The 18,488-nt window shown below is 68.7% G+C and carries 15 protein-coding genes and 1 pseudogene; 7 read left to right on the forward strand and 9 right to left on the reverse strand.

All coding sequences use genetic code 11. The features are described 5' to 3' along the window. Positions 1-137: 137 nt before the first annotated feature. Positions 138-968: an alpha/beta hydrolase fold domain-containing protein gene (locus tag ACFYO2_RS41525; RefSeq protein WP_388360421.1), complete on the forward strand. Its 831-nt coding sequence runs from the start codon at positions 138-140 to the stop codon at positions 966-968. On the opposite strand, the gene ACFYO2_RS41530 is transcribed toward ACFYO2_RS41525, so the two are convergent. From ACFYO2_RS41530 to ACFYO2_RS41545, 4 genes are all read right to left on the reverse strand, one after another. Next, positions 925-1,794, reverse strand: a complete 870-nt coding sequence (locus ACFYO2_RS41530; protein ID WP_388360424.1) for a helix-turn-helix domain-containing protein — start codon at positions 1,792-1,794, stop codon at positions 925-927. The two genes, ACFYO2_RS41525 and ACFYO2_RS41530, sit on opposite strands and share 44 nt — an antisense overlap. 106 nt (positions 1,795-1,900) lie before the next feature. Further along, positions 1,901-3,118, reverse strand: a complete 1,218-nt coding sequence (locus tag ACFYO2_RS41535) for a glycine betaine/L-proline ABC transporter ATP-binding protein (RefSeq protein ID WP_388360427.1) — start codon at positions 3,116-3,118, stop codon at positions 1,901-1,903. A gap of 2 nt (positions 3,119-3,120) precedes the next feature. Then, positions 3,121-5,211: an ABC transporter permease gene (locus ACFYO2_RS41540; RefSeq protein ID WP_388360430.1), complete on the reverse strand. Its 2,091-nt coding sequence runs from the start codon at positions 5,209-5,211 to the stop codon at positions 3,121-3,123. After that, entirely contained in the window at positions 5,202-6,449 is a 1,248-nt protein-coding gene (locus ACFYO2_RS41545) for a glycine betaine ABC transporter substrate-binding protein (RefSeq protein ID WP_388360432.1), read from the reverse strand. Before ACFYO2_RS41545 ends, ACFYO2_RS41540 begins: the two co-directional genes overlap by 10 nt. Before the next feature lie 868 nt (positions 6,450-7,317). On the opposite strand from ACFYO2_RS41545, the gene ACFYO2_RS41550 reads away from it, so the two are divergent. After that, positions 7,318-7,491, forward strand: a complete 174-nt coding sequence (locus ACFYO2_RS41550) for an SDR family oxidoreductase (protein WP_388360435.1) — start codon at positions 7,318-7,320, stop codon at positions 7,489-7,491. Positions 7,492-7,542: 51 nt separating this feature from the next. On the opposite strand, the gene ACFYO2_RS41555 is transcribed toward ACFYO2_RS41550, so the two are convergent. The 4 genes and pseudogenes from ACFYO2_RS41555 to ACFYO2_RS41570 all read right to left on the reverse strand — a co-directional run. After that, positions 7,543-8,511, reverse strand: coding sequence for an NADPH:quinone oxidoreductase family protein (locus ACFYO2_RS41555; RefSeq protein ID WP_388360437.1), 969 nt, complete (start codon positions 8,509-8,511; stop codon positions 7,543-7,545). 45 nt (positions 8,512-8,556) lie between these two features. Beyond that, positions 8,557-9,786, reverse strand: a complete 1,230-nt coding sequence (locus ACFYO2_RS41560) for an NAD(P)/FAD-dependent oxidoreductase (RefSeq protein ID WP_388360440.1) — start codon at positions 9,784-9,786, stop codon at positions 8,557-8,559. A gap of 57 nt (positions 9,787-9,843) precedes the next feature. Next, complete coding sequence (locus ACFYO2_RS41565; RefSeq protein WP_388360443.1) at positions 9,844-10,155, reverse strand: hypothetical protein; 312 nt, start codon at positions 10,153-10,155, stop codon at positions 9,844-9,846. Positions 10,156-10,175: 20 nt separating this feature from the next. After that, positions 10,176-10,409: pseudogene (locus ACFYO2_RS41570) on the reverse strand (citrate/2-methylcitrate synthase); the annotation flags it as partial. 312 nt (positions 10,410-10,721) lie between these two features. Between ACFYO2_RS41570 and ACFYO2_RS41575 the strand changes: the two are divergent. The 5 genes from ACFYO2_RS41575 to ACFYO2_RS41595 all read left to right on the forward strand — a co-directional run bounded on the left by ACFYO2_RS41575 (position 10,722) and on the right by ACFYO2_RS41595 (position 16,962). After that, on the forward strand, positions 10,722-12,428 hold the full coding sequence (locus ACFYO2_RS41575) for a PucR family transcriptional regulator (protein WP_388360446.1): 1,707 nt from the start codon (positions 10,722-10,724) through the stop codon (positions 12,426-12,428). A gap of 207 nt (positions 12,429-12,635) precedes the next feature. Beyond that, entirely contained in the window at positions 12,636-13,535 is a 900-nt protein-coding gene (locus ACFYO2_RS41580) for a nitrilase-related carbon-nitrogen hydrolase (RefSeq protein WP_388360448.1), read from the forward strand. A gap of 1 nt (position 13,536) precedes the next feature. Beyond that, a complete protein-coding gene (locus ACFYO2_RS41585; RefSeq protein WP_388360451.1) occupies positions 13,537-14,325 on the forward strand; it encodes a thioesterase family protein in 789 nt (262 codons plus the stop codon). A gap of 23 nt (positions 14,326-14,348) precedes the next feature. Continuing rightward, entirely contained in the window at positions 14,349-15,794 is a 1,446-nt protein-coding gene (locus tag ACFYO2_RS41590; protein WP_388360453.1) for an aldehyde dehydrogenase family protein, read from the forward strand. An 85-nt stretch (positions 15,795-15,879) separates the two neighbouring features. Further along, positions 15,880-16,962: an alcohol dehydrogenase family protein gene (locus ACFYO2_RS41595; RefSeq protein ID WP_388360455.1), complete on the forward strand. Its 1,083-nt coding sequence runs from the start codon at positions 15,880-15,882 to the stop codon at positions 16,960-16,962. Positions 16,963-17,560: 598 nt separating this feature from the next. Here ACFYO2_RS41595 and ACFYO2_RS41600 read toward each other — a convergent pair. Continuing rightward, complete coding sequence (locus tag ACFYO2_RS41600) at positions 17,561-18,085, reverse strand: hypothetical protein (RefSeq protein WP_388360458.1); 525 nt, start codon at positions 18,083-18,085, stop codon at positions 17,561-17,563. Positions 18,086-18,488: the final 403 nt, after the last annotated feature.

Here is an 18,488-nt window from a genome sequence, read left to right on the forward strand (position 1 = left end):
CCCGGACCACGCACCATATGCGTGTCGCCGGACGCGGCGAGAACGCGGGCGACCAGGACATCCAAAACCGTTCGGGATGCCCGCAGTGACCAGGTGTGGGTACAAGACTCACTCCTGCTCACTGATTAGGAACGGTCGTGTCCGAGACGCACACCGCCGTGGCAACGGACGGCCAGGAGATCAGGCTCTACGTCTTCCGCCCGGAGGGTGCGGAGGGTCCCCTGCCGTGCATTTACCACCTGCACGGCGGCGGCATGGTCTTGATGGGGGCGACGGGTGCGATCTACGACCGCTGGCGGCGGGAACTGGCCGCCACCGGCCTGGTCGTCGTCGGCGTCGAGTTCCGCAACGGCGCGGGCAGGCTCGGCCCCCATCCCTACCCGGCGGGGCTGGAGGACTGTGCGACCGGGCTGAAGTGGGTCGCGGAACAGGCCGGGGAGCTGGGTGTGTCGGACATCGTGGTGTCGGGCGACTCGGGCGGCGCCAACCTCGCCCTGGCACTGGCCAAACGGGAGGGATTCCTCGCCGCGATCTCCGGGGTGTACGCGCAGTGCCCGTTCGTCCACGGCCGGTGGACCGACGACAGCGAGACGCCGCCCTCCGTGGCCGAGAACGACGGGTACTTCAACCATCGCGTCATGATGCAGGTACTCGCCGAGATCTACGACCCGGGTGCGGCGCACATCGACGAGGCGACGTGCTGGCCCTCCCGGGCCACGACCGCCGACCTGGAGGGACTGCCGCCGCACGTGATCTCGGTCAACGAGGTCGACCCGCTGCGGGACGAGGGGCTCGACTACTACCGCAAGCTGCTCGCGGCGGGCGTCCCGGCGAGCGCCTGGATGAATCCGGGCCTGTCCCACGAGGGCGAGATCCTCTTCCGCGCGGCCATGCCCGACGTCTACGCCGCGAACGTCCGCAGCGTCAGCGGCTTCGCTCATTCCCTGGGGCGGCGAGCAGGTCGTTGATGGCGGATGTGCTCTGCTCGTCGTACGGCACCCACAGCTGAAGCCAGTGGTTGGCCTCTCCGACGAGGAGAACCTCGATCGTGAAGCGCAGGGTCCCGGCGACGGGGTGAAGGAGACGCCGGCTGCCCGGTTGCCGGAACGCGATCGGGTGGGCGGCCCATCTCCGCGCGAACTCGGGCACGGCGTCCAGATCTTCGACCAGGTCACGGAACTCGTCGTCCGTACCCCAGTCCGGCTGGGCGGACCGAAGCCAGCCGACCAGCTCGTCCGCGATGGCCGCCCAGTCGCTGTCGGTGAAGATCCGGCGCGCCATGGGATTGAGGAAGTGGAAGCGGCCGAAGTTCGGCCGGTCCCCGTCCAGTACTCCCAACGGCCTGACCACCGTTTCCCATGCGTGATTCCACGCCATGAGGTTGTAGATCGGGCCGAGCAGGCACGCCGGCGTGGGATCGAGATGGTCCAGCAGCGCACGCACCGTGGAGCGCGGCTCCTCGCTGACCGGGTGGGGTGCTGGGGCGAGAGCGGCACCGTGCCGTTTCATGGCCAGCATCGCGAGGTGCCGCTTCTCGTCGTCGGAGAGCCGCAGGACCTCCGCGAGCGCGGCGAGCACCGCGACGGAGGGGTTGGTGTCCCGGCCTTGCTCCAGTCGTTCCAGGTACTCGACGCTCAGGCCGGCAAGCGTGGCGAGCTCCTCCCGCCGCAGCCCGGGGGTCCGGCGTCGGCCGGCGGAGCGCAAACCCACCTGTTCGGGGCGCAGTTGCTCCCGACGCGATCGCAGGAACCCCGCGAGCCCGTCTCCGTTGGTCGTCGGCCGGTGTTCCTTCATGGTCCGCGCGGGAGCGCTCCTCCTGGGAGCCGGATCGGGTTGGACGTGGCGCTTTGTCTGTCATCGTCGACGCGGCGACAAAGCTACTCCCACCCGAGTTGATGCGTCAACCAACAGGAGGCGGTGTCGTGGCGAGGGCACGGACCGCGGTCGAGTGGTCCACAAGTCCGAGCAGTCGGCCGGAGGCCGAGTGGACGATCACCGGGTTTCCCGTTGCCACGAGCTTCTCCATCACGGCACCCAGCTTCTCGTCCTCGCCCGCCGTCGCGAACTCGCCGGTAAGGAGGTCCTGCGTCCTCAGCCCTTCCTGCCGGGCCCTGAGCAACTGGAGCTCCGTGACGACGCCCGGCGTTGTGCCGTCCTCCCCTCGCACGATCGCGGCCCCGCCCCCGGCCTCGGCCAGCCTCGCGAGGCCGGTCTCCGGGGTATCGGCCCCGGCGAGAGTGACGGTTTCCCGCACGATCGTTCCGGCGCGCACCACCTTGGCTCGCGGTGCCTCGACCGCGAAGCGGCGAACGTAGTCGTCGGCCGGACGCAGCACGATGTCCTCCGGAGTCCCGACCTGGACGAACTTCCCGTCACGCATGATCGCGATCCGGTCGCCGACCTTGAGCGCCTCGGCCAGGTCATGAGTGATGAAGATCGAACTCTGGCGCACGACGTCGGCGAGCCTCAGCAGCTCGTCCTGGAGGTCGCCGCGGATGAGGGGGTCGAGGGCGCTGAAGGGTTCGTCGAGGAGCATCAGACGGGGGCGTACCGCCAGGGCGCGCGCGAGGCCGACCCGCTGTCGCATGCCACCGCTGAGCTCGTGCGGGTACTTGTTCTCGACGCCCTTGAGTCCGACCAGCTCGATCATCTCCTGAGCCCTGGCATCGCGTTCGCTCCTGGGGACACCGCTGACTTCGAGACCGTAGGCGACGTTGTGCAGGACGCGGCGGTGCGGCAGGAGTCCGAAGTGCTGGAAGACCATCGCCCAGTGCTTGCGCCGCATCTCGCTGAGCTGCGACTGGGACATCGACACCACGTCGACGCCGTCCACCTCCACTACTCCCGCGGTGGGTTCCAGGAGCCTGTTGAGACAACGGACGAGCGTCGACTTGCCGCTGCCGGACAGGCCCATCACCACGAAGGTCTCGCCGGGCCGCACCTCGAAGGAGACGTCCCGGACCGCCGCGGTGTGCGCGCTGTCCGACACGGCCTTGCCCGACTCGGCCTCCTCGAAGTGGCGCCGGGGGTGAGGGCCGTAGATCTTCCAGAGATTCCGGACGCTGAGGGCGGCGCCGCCGACCGGGGCTTCCGTCGCGAGTGCGGATACGGCAGTCATGATCAGGCCTTTCCAGGGCTGGCCGAGGTGTGGGTGAGGGTGGTGAGCATGCGGGCGGACCCGTCGAAGAGCCGGTCGATGATCACGCCGAGCAGGAACATCGCCAGGCCGGCCTCGATACCCCGGGCCAGGTTGACCCTTTCGACCGAGGCGAGGATCTCCTGTCCGAGACCGGGCGCACCGATCATCGCGCTGACGACGGCCATGGCCAGGGCCAGGAGAACCGCCTGGTTCAGGCCCACCATGATGGTTTGCAGTCCCAGGGGAATACGCACCTGCCGCAGGACCTGACCAGGCGTGGCGCCGAAGGTGACCGCGGCCTCCACGACCTCGGCGTCCGCTCCCCGCAGAGCCGTGTTGGTGAACCGGATCATCGGCGGGACCGCGGCCAGGACGGTCGCCAGGACGGCGGCGACCTCGCCGCTTCCGAAGATCATGACAGCGGGGATGATGAGCAGGTACCCCGGCAGCGTCTGCATCACGTCCAGAATCGGGCGCATCACGGACGCGACCGCATTGCTCGCGCTCATCAGGACGCCCACCGGGAATCCGATCAGCACGGACAGCGCGATGGCGGTACTCACCACCGCCAACGTCTCGGCCGTGGGCCCCCACATTCCCAGGCAACCGATGGCGACGACACCGAGACCGATGACGACGCCCTTGACCTTTCCGGCGACGACCACACCGAGGACGGTCGAGCAGAGCGCGACGACGGGCCACGGAATCGAGGCGAAGAAGTCGCCGAGCCGGTTGAGGCCGAACTGCTGGATCGCCGAACCGACCGCGTCCAGGCCAGGGCCCCACGTCGTGGTCACCCAGATCACGGCATCGCCCACGGGCTCCCGCAGCCGCACCGGTGTGCCCCACGAGGGCTCCGCGAAGTTCTGCCACGAACCGCGGAAGATCTGCGTGGCGACCACGACGGCCAGGAACACCGAGAAGGTGATCGTCCCCGCGAGCGACGGCTTCCGGACGAAGCGACTCACTTGGCGTTCATGCGGTACGTCCGACGCCTCCGCACGCCTCGTCGGGCCGGGACCGCTGCGCGGCGAGGAGGCTCGGTCGATCAGGATCGCGACGAGCACCAGGGCGATCCCGCCCTGCAGAGCGTCGCCGAACTCCAGACGCCTCAGGCCGCTCCACACCGGCGCACCCAGACCGGCGGCGCCGATCATCGCCGCCATCGTGGCCATCGCGATCGCGTACATGATGGTCTGGTTCAGACCCGAACGGATGCTCGGCGCCGCCATGGGGATCCGCACCCCGAAGAGGAGCTGCCGGCGACTCGCGCCGGAAGCCGCCGCGGCTTCGAGCACGTCAGGAGAGACATCCCGGAGCCCGACGCTGGTCATGCGGGCGATCGGCGGCATGGCCCAGATCACCGTGACGATCAGCGCCGGCGTGTTCCCCATGCCGAACAGGAACACCACCGGCACGAGGTAGGCGAAGGCGGGAAACGCCTGGACGGCGTCCAACAGCATCCGCACGGCGGCATGGGCCCTCGGGTTGGCTGCGGCGACAAGTCCCAGTCCGACGCCTATGACGGCGCTGACGACGACCGCCACGCCCATGAACGCGACCGTCTCGACCGTCGGCTCCCACAGCCCGGTGAGAACCACCCATGCGAACGTCACCGCGGCGAGCAGCCCCAGCCGGACGCCCTTGAAGTAGCCGACGAGGAGGACGACGGCCACCACGAACACGGGCGGGGAGATCACCTGCAGCCAGGCGACGAGCCAGTCGAACGACGCGTCCAACGCGGTCGCGATCGGCTCGTACAGCCAGGTCCCGCTCTCTGCGAAGGCGTTGAACGCGTCCTCCACCGTCCGCCCGACCGGGACCCTGAGCGCCGCCGGGAAGGCCACCGGGGCCGAGACGGCCCCGGAGACGATCACGACAGCGACGAGAACCGGCACCATGTGCCAGGGACGCCAGGCGAAACCGCGGCCGAGCCGGCGACGAGGCTCACCCGGTGCCGGTCCCGGCCTGCCGCGCTCGTCCGGACGCCTGCTCTTCGGCGCTGTGACCGAGCCTGCGGCCGGGCTCGTACGAGGCACGGTCTCGGCCGAGGATCCGCTGGTCAGATCCATGCAGTCCACACCTCGCGGTTTTCCTTGACCCAGGTCTTGGCGGCGTCCTCGATGGACATGCCGTCGTCCGAGACCAGCGACTGCATCGACTGCAGCTCCTTGTCGCCCATCTTGTAGTTCTGCAGGACCTTCCAGACCGTCGGGTGCTTGGACTTCAGGCCGGCCGAGGCGGTCCGGTAGATCACGGTCTCCGGCCACTGGCACGCGTGCGTGGTCTTCCAGCACTCGTCGGTGTGGGGCGGGAACTCCACACGCGTCAGGTCGTACTTGTGCGTCAGGTAGTTGGGACGCCACATCAGTCCGAGCCAGGGCTCGCCACGCTCATAGGCCTTGGAAAGCTCGGCGAAGAGCGCCGCCTCGGAGCCGGCGAACACCATCTTGTAGTCGAGCTTCAGGTTGTCGATGCGGTCCTGGTCGCCGTAGGCGGGTGCCCAGGACTCCGCCCCGGTCATGTACTGGCCCTTGGGAGTCGTCCGGGATGTCTTGAAGACGTCCAGGCACTTGTTGAGGGCCTTCCAGTCCGGGAGGTCGGGGCAAGCGGGCTTGATGCCCCGCTTGGCGTCTCCCTTGATGACGTAGGTGGGCACGTACCAGCCCTCTTCGCCCTTGTAGTCCGTCGTGCCGGCCGCGACGATGCACTTCTGCTTCACGACGTACTTCTGCCACCCGTCCTCGAACTGCCACCGCCACCAGTCCATCGACACGAGATCGTCCGACTTGCACATCGCCGCCGCGGCCTCGGCCGGGCCGCTCTGAATGGTTTCGGCCTTCCCGCCGAGCTCGGTGACGATGTCTTTCATCACGTAGGCCTGGAGAGAGTTCTCCATGTACTGACCGTCGTGGAACCTCACCAGGCCTTCCTTCTTGAGGGCCGCGGTGACCTCGGGATCGATGTCCGACTTCGAGCCGGAGGAGGTCGCTTCCTGCGGCGCGCACGCGGTGGCGAGCAGCACGGTACAGAGGCCGGCGGCCGCCCCGACGAGCCAGCGTCTGCCCTGACGGGCCATCGTGTCCTTGGTCGTGCCGGGAACGTTCTGATACCTGTTGCCGACGGCCCCAGTTCGCTTCTCGAGTCCGACAACCCTTGCTCTGCGCTGCATGGTCTGCTCCTGCCATGGTCCGGCGATGTCCCGGGCGGCGACGACATCCGTCGTTGAGCCGACCGTTTGGTCGGCCGGGGAATTCATCGCGGGCGTGGTGACGTAAATGAGATCGAGGTCACTCAGTGAGTTGCGCACAGTTAAGAGCCGACGGCGACCACGAACCATTGGAAGTGTTACGAAATCCGGCGTGATTCTTGGTCGTCGGACCCGGTGGCAAGGCCGCCGAATTCCGCGTGCAAAGGCAGAGAGACAGTGGCGGAAGCATCCGGCCCATGGAGCCCCACCGTCATCTGCGCTTTTCGACAGATCGAGCAACAGTGAAGGAAAGTTCGCTACATTTCGCGGAATCCGCTCGGATTCCCGCCTTCGAGCATGGGGGCACCACTTCGAAGGGCCGAGGAGCCCCAGCCTGCAGGTCGACGATGACGCCATGCAGTGACGGCGAATCCGGGAGGGGCTCGTGAGCTCGCCGGCCATGGTCGAACCCCTGCTTCACCCCGGCCGCCCTCCCCCGAGCGCATCGCGCGCGTTGAGACACGGTCGACTCCGGTCGGCGTCTCACTGAGCCCGGGAATGCGTTTGGTGGATGCTCTTGCGCAGGTGGCGCACGAGAAGGGTGCCGACTCCGCCCATGCCGAAATTCTCAGCGGCACCTTCGACACCCTGTGCGGCATCCCGCGCCCCACGAGTAACTTCCTTTACCTTTTACAGAGTTGATGGCATGTCAGCCATGCCCTGGCGTGCACTTGAAAATTCAGGGGAGTCCCGGACGCGTCGGCGGCACAGGCCCGCGCCCGGCGGTCCGACGCGGACCGGTGGCCGAGCTGCGGCTCCTACGGATGCCAGATGCCCCCACCACGTGGTGGAGAGGTCAGGCCAGCTACGTCGCCGCGAAGGCCGGTGTGGTGGGCCTGACCCGGGCCATCGCCCTGGAGACCGCGCGGCAGGGGATCACCTCAACGCCATCGCGCCGGGCCTGATCGAGACCCCCATGCCGGCCTCGATGAACGACAAGGCCCGGGAGAAGCTCATCGGCAAGGTTCCCATGCGGCACACGGGTGACCCCACCGACATCGCCGAGGCGGCCGCGTTCCTGTGCTCGCCGGCGGCCCGTTACGTCACCGGTGTCGTCCTCGATGTCGACGGCGGCATCGGCATCGGCTCCTCCATCCGCTGAGCCATGGGGACTTGGTACGCGCGCGTGCTCGACGACACCTCGGAGGTGCCGTCAGGCACGCACCTTCAGGAGAGTCCGGCCGAGGGCTTGGCGCTCGCCCACATGCCTCAGGGCAGCCGCCGCCTGTTCCAGGGGGAAGACCGACGAGACGGGCGGGGCCAGCCGGCCGGACTTCAGCAACGGCAGGAGCTCGTTCCACTGGGAGTGAGCGGCCTCCGGGTCGTGCCGCCAGTACTCCGCGACACCGACGCCGAGCACCGACGTGTTGGTCAGCAGCAGACGATTCACTCTGAGCGTCGGGATGCCCCCGCCCGCGAATCCCAGGACGAGCAGGCGCCCCACGCCGTGCCGCAGCGCGCGCAGCGAGTCCAGGAAGCGGTCCCCGCCGACCGGATCGACCACGATGTCGACCCCTCCGCCGTCGGTGAGGGCCCGCACCTCGTCGAGGAAGCCGTCGGCAGCCACAACCTCGTGTGCTCCCAGGGACCTGGCCAGTTCGGCCTTCTCCTCGGTGGACACGACCGCGATGACGCGCGCGCCGTACGAGGCGGCCACCTGACAGGCAGCGCTCCCCACCCCGCCGGCGGCTCCGTGGACGAGGACGACCTCACCGGGCCGGAGAGCACCGCGGCGGAGGAGTGCGAAATGTGCCGTCAGGTAGTTCAGGGGCAGGGCAGCCCCGCGGCGGGTGTCGACGTTGTCCGGGAGGGGGAAGACCATCGGCACGTCGACCGCGACCGCCCGGGCGAAGCCACCGGTGACCGGCAGGGCTGCCACGCGGTCACGGGCCCGGAATCCGCCGGAGCCGGTGCGGACCGTCCCCGACACCTCCCAGCCGGGGATGAAGGGCAGTTCGGGACGCGTCTGGTACTCCCCACGCGTCTGCAGGAGGTCCGGGAAGGTCACTCCCGCCCATTCGACGTCGATGAGTACCTGGCCCTCCCGGGCCTCCGGTTCCGGAACCTCTCGTACGGCCAAGGCGTCGGGGCCCTCGAACGCGGTGAGGAGCACGGCCTGCATCAGTACCTCCCTGTCGCCGGGACCGTCACGAGCGGGCCCGGTCGGCTACCAGGACGGGGCTCCGGACGTCGCGACCTGGAGTCCGGGACGGTCGACGGCGAGCGCGGCACGCAGGGGACTCGGCTCGTCGACGATCAGCTGGGCGAGGATCTCGCCGCAGGCCGGGCCGCTCGCCACCCCGTAGGAGTGACCGGTGTTGACGTAGATGCCCTCGACGCGGTCCACGATGGGCAGGTGGTCGCGCGTGCGGCCGACCAGTCCCGCCCACAGTCCGGTGACGCCCAGCTCACCGCGCCTGGTGCCGCGGTCCAGCGTCGTGTTGATCAGGGCGTGAGTGGCGGACATGCTGATGTGCGGGTTGAGGGAGCCCGTGCCGTCGATGCTGTTGCCGACCACCAGGGCGCCTTCGGTGTTCTGCACGAGCGTGTCGTCGTAGCCGAAGTCGCTGTCCGCGCCGGGCGGTTGTGGCGCGGCGAAGAACCGGGGGTCGTAGCCGGTCAGGTCGGTCAGCGCCCCGCACCAGGCCACGCCACGCGGGCCGCGCAGGATGGGGCCCGGGGTGTAGGCGATCGGCTGGGTGACCAGCTGGCCCACCCGCGAGGTCTCGATCGGCAGGTCGATGCCTTCCGAGCGCAGGTTCACCGACCAGGCGCCGGACGCCCACACCACCCCGCCCGCGTGGATGTCGCCGCGCACCGTGCGGACGCCGATGACCGAGTCGCCGCGCCGCAGCGTGCCCAGCACGGCGGTGTTCTCGTAGACCCGCACCCCTCGGCGCAGGCAGGCGGCCCCCAGCCCACGGGCGAACGCCTGGGCGTCGATCTGCGCGTCGTCGGCGCAGTGGACGGCGCCCATGGCGGACTCCGGGAGCACCGGGGAGTGTTTACGAGCCTCGCGCGCACCGAGCAGCGAGATGTCGAGACCGGCGGCGGCACGGTCCTCGACGTACTCCTTCAGCACGGTCTTCTGCTCTTCCGTCTCGTAGAAGAACAGCCCGCCATGGCGGCGGAACTCGAAGGTGGGGCCGAGTTCCCGCTCGTACTCGGCGTAGCGTTCCAGGCCGCTTCGGGCCAGCTGGAGTTCCGTGCCGGAGCGGCGCGTCTGGAGCCACAAGGCCCCCGAGTTGCGGCCGGAGGCGCCGAACGCGAAGAACCGCTGCTCGGCGATGATGACGTCGTATCCGCGCTTGCTGAGCTCGAACGCGGTGCACAGGCCCACGATGCCGCCACCGACGACGACGATGTCGGCGGTGTCGAGGGCTCGAAGCTGGTCCATGCTGTCTCCCTGCACACCTGTGGTCCGGTGGATCATACGAAGTGCCGTCGGCAGTGGTCACTGCGCGGCGGGCCACCCTGCTTCCTTCAGGTCGGTGGCGGAGTCCTTGTTTCCCGGGATCTCATAAGCCACGTCGTGGTCGGGGACGATCCGGGGGCGCCTGGCCGCGGCCAACTCCTCGGAGATGTGCGCCACCACACCGGGCAGGGTCGAGATCACCGCGAGGCCGGTCGTCTCCTCCGGGGTGAGGCCGAGGCCGACGAGCACGGCTGCCATGACGCCCACGTCGTTGACGGGGATGTCGCTCTTGCCGGGCCAAGCGGTGACCGCGCGATGGTCGCCTCGTACAGCCGCACCGGCTCGATCCACAACCCCTCCTCCAGAGCGAGGGAACGCAGGATCGCCGCACGCGGGTCGACGTTCTTGAAGACCGGGTGCCCGAGGCCTGGAACGCGCTGCCGGCGCTCGGCCATCGATGCAGCCTCGTCGGCCGGGAAGGCGTCCATGTCCTTGCCCGACTCCTCGAAGCGGGCGTGGGTGGAGGTGATGTACCGGGTCGTGTCCTCGGTCGCCAGGGTGTGCTTGGCTACCGCCATGGGCGCCGCGGCCAGGCCGACGACCAGGTTCCAGCTCGTAGCCCCGGACGAAGACCTTCTCCGGCGTCACCTGGCTCACGGCCGACCGCCGATAAGGCTCGACCTCTCCGGGGTGCTGCGGCTCCATTTACGTCTCCACCCCTTTCGGGCGTCTGCGTATTTCACGCCCGACGGTAGCCGGGATCGTGCCTGAGCCCCATTGGAATTCTCATCACCGCACAGCGGCTTCTTGAGATATATCCTGATACCACCTGACCGGTTATTGCCTAGCCTGTCCGGAACACAACGGTCCGCTGGTAGGTGGCTGAACGTTCCACACTGACGTAGGGAACCTTCCAAATGACGCATGACCGGACTGGTTGCACGCTCAGCGAACTCCTCGGCAACGAGCGGCTGCGGCTGACTCTGCTCGTGAACCGGGCGGGAGCGGAATCCCGGCCGGTGCACGGAGCACGGCTGGCCTCGGGAGGCGCCGATCTCGCCGAGGTCGGTGAAGACGTCGTCCTCGTGGCCGCGACCCGTCCCGCCACCGGTGGTGATCTGCTCGGCGGTGTCGCCGACGCCCTCGCGCTGCCCGGTTCCAGGGTCATCGCCGTATGGCTGCCGCCGGGCGCCCCGCCCAAAGGCCTGGAGCGTGCGGTGGGCCGCCATATCCTGCTGGGCCTCCCTGATGACGTCGATCCCGTGGAGCTCATCGCCGAGATCGCCCGCTCGACCGCGCGAGCCGACGAGGCACCGACCAGGCGCCTGACGTCGCTGCAGCGCTCGCTGACCCAGTCGCTGACCGAACCCGATCCGCTGCGGGCGCTGACCGCGCGGGTCGCCAAGATCTGCAACGCGGTCGTCACACTCATCGACAGCCACGGCGGCGTTGAACACGCCTCGGGGCCCTTGCCGCTGTCCCTGCTCTTCCCGGAGATCGCGCGCACCCAGAGCGAGGCGCAGAGGTTCACCGTCGAGGGCTGGTACGGCATGGCGGTCAGGGTCGCCACCAGCGCCTCTGCCGGTGAGCGGACCGGCTGGCTCGTCGCGGCCGGCCGCCGCCCGGCCTTCCCGGACCAGTATTCCGAGGCCGCGTTGTACATCGCCGCCTCGCTCGCCGAGACCAGCCTCCAGATCGAACTCGCCGCCCAGCGCCAGGAACGGGCGGTGCGCAGCGCCGTACTCGAAGAGGCCCTGGCGCTGCGTCTGGAGCGCCACGACGCCGAGTTGGCGGGCCGCATCGCCTCTCTGGGGCTGTCCTTCGAACAGGAGACTCGGGTGGTCGTCGCGGAGCCTGCCCTCGGCGTGACCACCGCCCGGGACGTGGCGGCCCTGGAGTCGCTGCATGCCGGTCTGCAACGCACGCTGGTCGGCGAAGGTCTCCCCCATCTTCTTGTCCTGCGGGATTCCGCCCTGGTCGGCCTCGTGCAGGCTTCGTCGTCCGCCGTCAGACGTGCATTCGTCAAGGCGGGCACACCGACGGAGGGCTTGGTGCTGGGTATCGGACGGGACGCGGCCGGCGTCGGGCACGTGGTCGACTCCTACCACGACGCCCAACTCGCCCTCCGCGTGCTGCGCCGCGACGGCACGGGGCGGCGTCTGATGGCCTACGAGGAATTCGACTTCGCCACCCGTCTGTTCTCGGACGTCGGTCTCGACCGGATGGGCGAGTGGGCGAGGGAACTCCTCCGCCCGCTGGAGGACAAGCAGACCATGCTGGCCACCCTCTCCACCTACTTCGAGCACCGCCAGAACATCATGACTGCGGCCGATGCCTTGGCCGTGCACCACAACTCGCTGCGCTACCGCCTGTCGAAGATCGAGTCCGCGCTCGACCTGAGCCTGCGGGATCCATCAGCGGTCTCGTCCCTGTTCCTCGCGCTGACCGCGCTTTCCATGGTGGAGGCGGAGGCCTGGGATCAGCGCCGGATCACACCGGGCGACCGGGAGGAACAGTCCGGAGAGATCCGCGGCGCCGGGGCGACGGGCAGCGTGCTCGCCGACCCGGAACGGGGGCTGGCGTTCTCAGCACGCTTTGGTGCGGCGCTCGGGCCGGAACGCTGACCGCGTCTCCTCATCCGCAACCGCCGGAACCGGCCGAAGGCGGCTTGGAAGGATTCCAGGGAACGCACTCGGCCCTTGTCATAAGTGACGAGTGAGCAGCCGCGACAGAGCCGATACGGTCGCCTACACGGGCGGCGACGGAGCGTTTTACGGCAGAAACCATCGCCCCAGCCTCCGGTCATCTCCGGAAAAGGAGTCCCAGAAATCATGGTGTCGCTGAACGTCGCTGTCACCCAATTCGAGCTGCGCCCCGAGCGGGACCTCGATCAATTCCTCGCCCACACCGAGGATCTCGTGCGCCGCGCCGCCCACCAGAACGCTGAGGTCGTGCTCTTTCCCGAACTCTCCAGTACCGGGCTCCTCGGATCCATCACCGACCACGAGGTGACCACCGCGACGATCAGGTCCGCCTACTGGGACGTCCTGCCCACCTTCACCGACGGAATCGTCGACGGCCTCCGAAGCATGGCCAGGAACCACAACATCGTGGTGGCGGGCGGCAGCCACAACCGCGTGCACAGCGACGGCTCACTGCGCAACACCGCCTTCGTCGCCCACCCCGACGGCCGCGTCGAGTCGCAGGACAAGACCCACCTGACGCCCCAAGAACACGCGCTCGGCACCCGCGGCGGCGACGAACTGCTGGTCACCAGGATCGGGCCGTTCACCGCGGGGGTGCTCATCTGTGCCGACATCCAGTTCCCGGAGCTGTCCCGGTACCTCGTGCGCAAGGGGGTCGACCTGATCCTGTGCCCCTCGCTCACCTGGAACCGACGAGGCGTGCATCGGGTCCGCACCGGATGCCAGGCGCGCGCCATCGAGAACCAGCTCTACGTCGCGATGTCGCCCCTGATCGGCCACAACGGCCTACCGGCGGACGCGCCCATGTACGCGACCGGCAACGCCCTGGTCACCGGGCCCGTCGACAGGACCGTCGGGATCAACGACGGGGTGCTGGCCAAGTCCGAGTCGTCCGGGGAGGACTTGGTGGTGGTGTCCCTGGACCACGACCTCCTGCAGGCCTCGCGAGCGAACCCCGAAGCGCCCGGGCTCGCGCTCCAGCGGCCCGACCTGTACGCGAAGCTCCGGGCAGAGGCTGGAGCCTGACGTGTTCACCCACACGCACCGGGTGCGCAACCACGAGGTCGACACGCAGGGCTTCCTCTTCAACAGCCGCTATCTGGAGCTGGCCGACGTCGCCATGACCGAGTTCTTCCGCGAACTCGGCTGGCCCTACGCGAAGTTGGTCGAGGGCGGAACCGACCCGTCGGTGGTGAGCGCGCGACAGACCTTTCAGTCACCGGCCCGCTTCGACGACGTCCTCGACGTGGACGTCGCGTGCCGGCGTGTGGGGACCTCCAGCTTCCAGCTCGACATGGCCGTCACGCGTGACGGAACGAAGATCGCGGAAATCGAGCTGGTCTACGTCAACGTCGACGCCGAGGCCGCGCGGTCCCGCCCGCTGCCCGAGGACATCGCTCAGGGCCTCCGTGACTCCCTCGCCGCAGAGCCTTCACAGTCGAGGAGACAGACAGAAATGACCCGCCCCAACGCTTCCAAGCCGGCCTTCGCGCCGGCCGAGGTCAAGCGTTTCGGCCCCGCCGAGATCGAGCATCGCACCGCGGGCTCCGGCCTCGACCAACTCGGCACCTACTTCATGACGTTCGACGAGCCGGGGCACAGCGACCCATGGACGCTCCAGTACGAGGAGACGGTCTATGTCCTCGACGGGCGAGCGCAGTTCCTCGTCGTCGAGGACGGCGTCGACGTCCCGCTGACCGGGGAGGCAGGAGAGCTGATCGTCCTGCCCCGAGGCACCACCGTCCGCTACGGAGCGGTTCCGGGCACACGTCTCCTCCTGTCGATCACACCGGTCAACTGGCGAAACCAGGCATAACCGATTCACAAGGAGCGGCAACGATGAGCAAGCCGATGGTCGAACGCCGGAGCTCCGCAGCGGGGTTCGCAGCGGACATCACCGATACCGAAGCCGTGGTCGTCGTCAACCCGGCCACCGAGAAGTCGACCGCCGCCTATCGGATCGCGACGGAGGCCGATGTCGACGAGGCCGTACAACGGGCAGCGGCAGCGGCGAAGGCGTGGGGGAACACCCCGCCTGTCGAGCGCGCTGAGATCCTCCTCAAGATCGCCGACGTGATCCAGGAACGAGCGGAGGAGTTCGCTTCTCTCGAGAGCGAGAACGTCGGCCAGCCGATCACGGTCGCCCAGGGGGCAATGCCCTGGGTGTGGGACATCATCCGTTTCAACGCCGGCGCGGCGCGCACGTCTTCCGTTCCCGCCGCCGGCGAGTACGCGAACAACAGCACCTCGTGGGTACGCCGCGAGCCCATCGGTGTCGTCGGCCTGATCACCCCGTGGAACTATCCCCTCCTGATGGCGGCGTGGAAGATCTCCGCTGCCGTCGCTGCCGGCAACGCGGCGGTCATCAAGCCGTCGGAGCTGACTCCGACCAGCACCATCCTCTTCGTCGACATCGCGAATCAGTTCCTGCCCGAGGGCGTGCTCAACCTCGTGCTGGGCGACTCGACCACCGGCAAGGCCCTGGTCGCCCATCCCGCCATCCGGATGATCTCGCTCACGGGAGACGTCTCGACCGGAAAGGCCGTCGCGGAGTCGGGCGCACGGACGCTGAAGCGGATCGGCCTCGAACTCGGGGGCAAGGCTCCGGTTCTGGTCTTCGCCGACAGCCCGATCCGTGAGACCGCGCGGGACCTCGTGGAGTTCGGATACTCCAACAGCGGCCAGGACTGCACGGCCGCCTGCCGCATCATCGTCGAGGACTCGGCGTACGACGAGTTCGTCGAGGCCTACTGCGAAGCGGCGGGGAAGCTGCGCGTCGGAGACCCCTCCGACCCGGAGACGGAGTTCGGTCCGCTGATCTCCGAGCGTCAGCTGAACCGGGTCGCCGGTTTCGTGGACCGCGCACGCGACAACGGCGCGACCGTGCGGATCGGCGGACAGCGGCTCGACCGCCCGGGCTGGTTCTACGCCCCCACGGTCATCACCGACGCCGACCAGTCGGACGAGATCATCCAGCGCGAGGTCTTCGGGCCGGTGATCACGATCCAGCGCGGGCACAGTGACGACGAGATGCTCGACATGGCCAACGGCGTCGAATACGGCCTGTCGGCGAGTGTCTGGACCACCAACCTCGCCAGGACCATGCGCTTCACGCGGGAGCTCGATTTCGGGACCGTGTGGGTGAACCAGCAGATCTTCGTCGCCTCGGAAATGCCGTTCGGCGGCTTCCGGAACTCGGGATACGGCAAGGAGCTGTCCCCGCACGGGATCGACGAGTACTCCAAGTTCAAGCACGTGATGGTCAACCCCGAGCTGGCGAGCTAGCCGAGAAATGGACGTCAGTGATTCCATGAATTCCAGTACCCGAGTGAACGCCCCTTCCGCACCGGCCGTCCCTGTTCCGGCCACTATGCGGGCCACTGTGCTGACCGGCCACGGCGGTATCGACAAGCTCGTCTTCCACGACGACTACCCCACCCCGGCACCGGCGGAGGGAGAGGTACTGGTCCGGGTGGGCGCCTGCGGCATGAACAACACGGACATCAACACGCGGACGGGCTGGTACGACGCGGTCGTCGAGTCCGGAGTCTCCGAGGAACTGGGCCTACAGGGGCGGTCGGACGGGGCGGCATCCTCTTGGAACAGTTCCACGGTCGCCTTCCCCCGGATCCAGGGCGCCGCGGTGGTGGGTCGCATCGCCGGAGTGGGGCCGGGGGGAGACCCTGGCCGCATCGGTGAGCGGGTGATCGTGGACCCCTCGGTCCGCGACGCCGAACTGCCGCTCCACGCACAGTTGGTGCAGTACCTGGGCAGCGAGCGCGACGGCGGCTACGCGGACTATGTGGCGGTGCCCGAGGGTAATGCCCACCGCATCGACTCGCCTCTGTCCGACGCCGAGTTGGCCACGTTTCCGTGCTCGTACGACACGGCCGAGGAGATGCTGCAGCGCGCCCGGCTGACGGACGGCGAGACCATCGTCGTCACCGGTGCCGCCGGCGGTGTCGGAACGGCGCTCATCCAGCTCGCGAGCCTGCGCGGCGCACGCGTCGTGGCCATCGCCGGCGCCGCCAAGGAGAAGCGGCTTCGCGCACTCGGGGCGGACGAGTTCGTCGCCCGCGAGAGCGAGGACGTACAGCAGGAGATCGAGCGCGTCATCGGTGAACGAGGCGCCCATGTCGCCGCGGATGTCGTCGGCGGGCCGGTGTTCGACGTGCTGCTGAAGGCGCTCCGCCGCGGCGGCCGGTACACCAGCGCCGGGGCGATCGCGGGTCCGGTCACGAGGATCGACCTGCGCGACCTGATCTACAAGGACCTCGAGATGCACGGCATCACCAATCCGACCGCGGCGACCTTCGCCCGTCTGGTGGACCTGATCCGGGCCGGCAGGCTCCAGCCGCTGCTGGAGGAGGCTTTCCCGCTGGAGGACTTGGCTCAGGGCCAGGCACGGCTGCTGAAGCGCACGCACATCGGCAAGCTCGTGGTCACGACGTGAGCTGACAGCCGCTCGGCCGGCTCAGCCGATGCATGACAGTGCGTCAAGTTCAGCGCCCCCCGTTGGCCACCAACCCTGTCCGCCCGATGCTTGCTGACGATGCGAGCATGGCCGGGCTCGTAGCGTGGGGCCGATCTGCGGTGCTGCGAGTTCAGTGGGCGTCCAGGCCGGGCCGGATCTCGAGCGGTCCGAGGCCGAGCACCTCGAACCGGGCGAGCAAGCTGTCCGGCGGTCTGGGCGGATGGCGACGGTGTACGCGGCGATGACCGGGACGCCGAGGAACACGCCCTGGACATCCGCGGCGATCTCGGAAGCCGGCCTTTGAAGTCATCTCAGGTGTCCCAGACCCCTGGCGTTTTCGACGGCTCATCGCCGCCTGGGCCACTGACGAGCTCAGTCCAGCATGCGCTGGTACTCGTGGATCGAGGGCGGCGCACAGGCGATCGCGTCGCGCGGCGAGGTCACGGTCGAGGAGACGGTATCGACCACCCCACCCGAATTCCGGCGGCTCTTGAGCAGGTTCCGTGAAGACTGGGAACGGAGTGTCAGGTACCGCGCCGGTCCCCGAGCTTCGCGGCTTGGCCGCCCGGCGTAACGGTCAGGCGGCGCGGAGGAGCATCGCGAGGGCGGCCGGGGCCGAGGCCCGGGCCACGGTCGCGTGCACAGTACGGGCGGTGCGGACGGGGACCGCGGCCTGCGAGCGGTTCCGCGCAAAGACGACCAGGCGCAGCACTGCGAACCGCGCGACACCGGCGAGTGCGGAGGCCGACAGATAGACAATCTGTTGGAGTACCGCACCGGGCGTCGCCGCCAGGAGTTGCAGGACGAGCATCGCCACGGAGGTCACCGCATACCCGGCCGCCGCGGACCCGGCCGACTGCACATGCTGGCGCCGGGTCGCGCGCCTGCCCGCGCCGAAGGTGAAGCGTGCGTGCAGCTCGGTGGCGAGGAGCGTGGAAACCACGGTGATCAGGGCGTTGGCCAGGGCCCAGGGAATCGAGGAGGCGAGGGGAGCCACGGCGAAGCTGGAGGCGAGCCCCACCCCACCGCCGAAGAGCACGAAGCGGGCGAAGGCGATGAAGGCTCCGGGTGCCGCCTTTTGCCGACTCTGCGCTATCTCCATGATCCACAATCCTTTGGTTGATGCATCATCTTTATACGTGATACATCAACTAACTGTCAAACGGTTAACTACCACTCACGACCCGGCGGCGGAAGGCTGCTGCTGGGCTACCTGTACGTCTCCAGATCCCTGTCGGTGCCGCGCGATGCGTGTCACCACTCGACACTCGACGGGCTCCGCGATCTGCAGGGCGGCCCGGCCGGGCGTGAGGTGCGGGGTGTCGAGGACCTCGGCCTCCCGATGCGGCACGCGGGCTGCCTCGGCGCATACCCCCGTACCCCTCCCCTTCCGCGCGGAACAGCCGGACGGCAGGGCACCCCGACCATCGCCGTGCCCTCCGCGCGCGTAGGGGGACATGCGAGGCCGCGCGTTCGAGAGCCGGGCGGCGTGTTTCGGTCATAGC

The organism is Streptomyces sp. NPDC006602 (assembly GCF_042870385.1).
Classification (GTDB): domain Bacteria; phylum Actinomycetota; class Actinomycetes; order Streptomycetales; family Streptomycetaceae; genus Streptomyces.

Bases quoted from the DNA above. Each gene is read 5' to 3' on its own strand.
- ACFYO2_RS41530 (WP_388360424.1), bottom strand. From the start codon at position 1,794: ATGAAGGAACACCGGCCGACGACCAACGGAGACGGGCTCGCGGGGTTC.
- ACFYO2_RS41535 (WP_388360427.1), bottom strand. From the start codon at position 3,118: ATGACTGCCGTATCCGCACTCGCGACGGAAGCCCCGGTCGGCGGCGCC.
- ACFYO2_RS41540 (WP_388360430.1), bottom strand. From the start codon at position 5,211: ATGGATCTGACCAGCGGATCCTCGGCCGAGACCGTGCCTCGTACGAGC.
- ACFYO2_RS41550 (WP_388360435.1), top strand. From the start codon at position 7,318: ATGAACGACAAGGCCCGGGAGAAGCTCATCGGCAAGGTTCCCATGCGG.
- ACFYO2_RS41555 (WP_388360437.1), bottom strand. From the start codon at position 8,511: ATGCAGGCCGTGCTCCTCACCGCGTTCGAGGGCCCCGACGCCTTGGCC.
- ACFYO2_RS41560 (WP_388360440.1), bottom strand. From the start codon at position 9,786: ATGGACCAGCTTCGAGCCCTCGACACCGCCGACATCGTCGTCGTCGGT.
- ACFYO2_RS41575 (WP_388360446.1), top strand. From the start codon at position 10,722: ATGACGCATGACCGGACTGGTTGCACGCTCAGCGAACTCCTCGGCAAC.
- ACFYO2_RS41580 (WP_388360448.1), top strand. From the start codon at position 12,636: ATGGTGTCGCTGAACGTCGCTGTCACCCAATTCGAGCTGCGCCCCGAG.
- ACFYO2_RS41590 (WP_388360453.1), top strand. From the start codon at position 14,349: ATGAGCAAGCCGATGGTCGAACGCCGGAGCTCCGCAGCGGGGTTCGCA.
- ACFYO2_RS41595 (WP_388360455.1), top strand. From the start codon at position 15,880: ATGCGGGCCACTGTGCTGACCGGCCACGGCGGTATCGACAAGCTCGTC.
- ACFYO2_RS41600 (WP_388360458.1), bottom strand. From the start codon at position 18,085: ATGGAGATAGCGCAGAGTCGGCAAAAGGCGGCACCCGGAGCCTTCATC.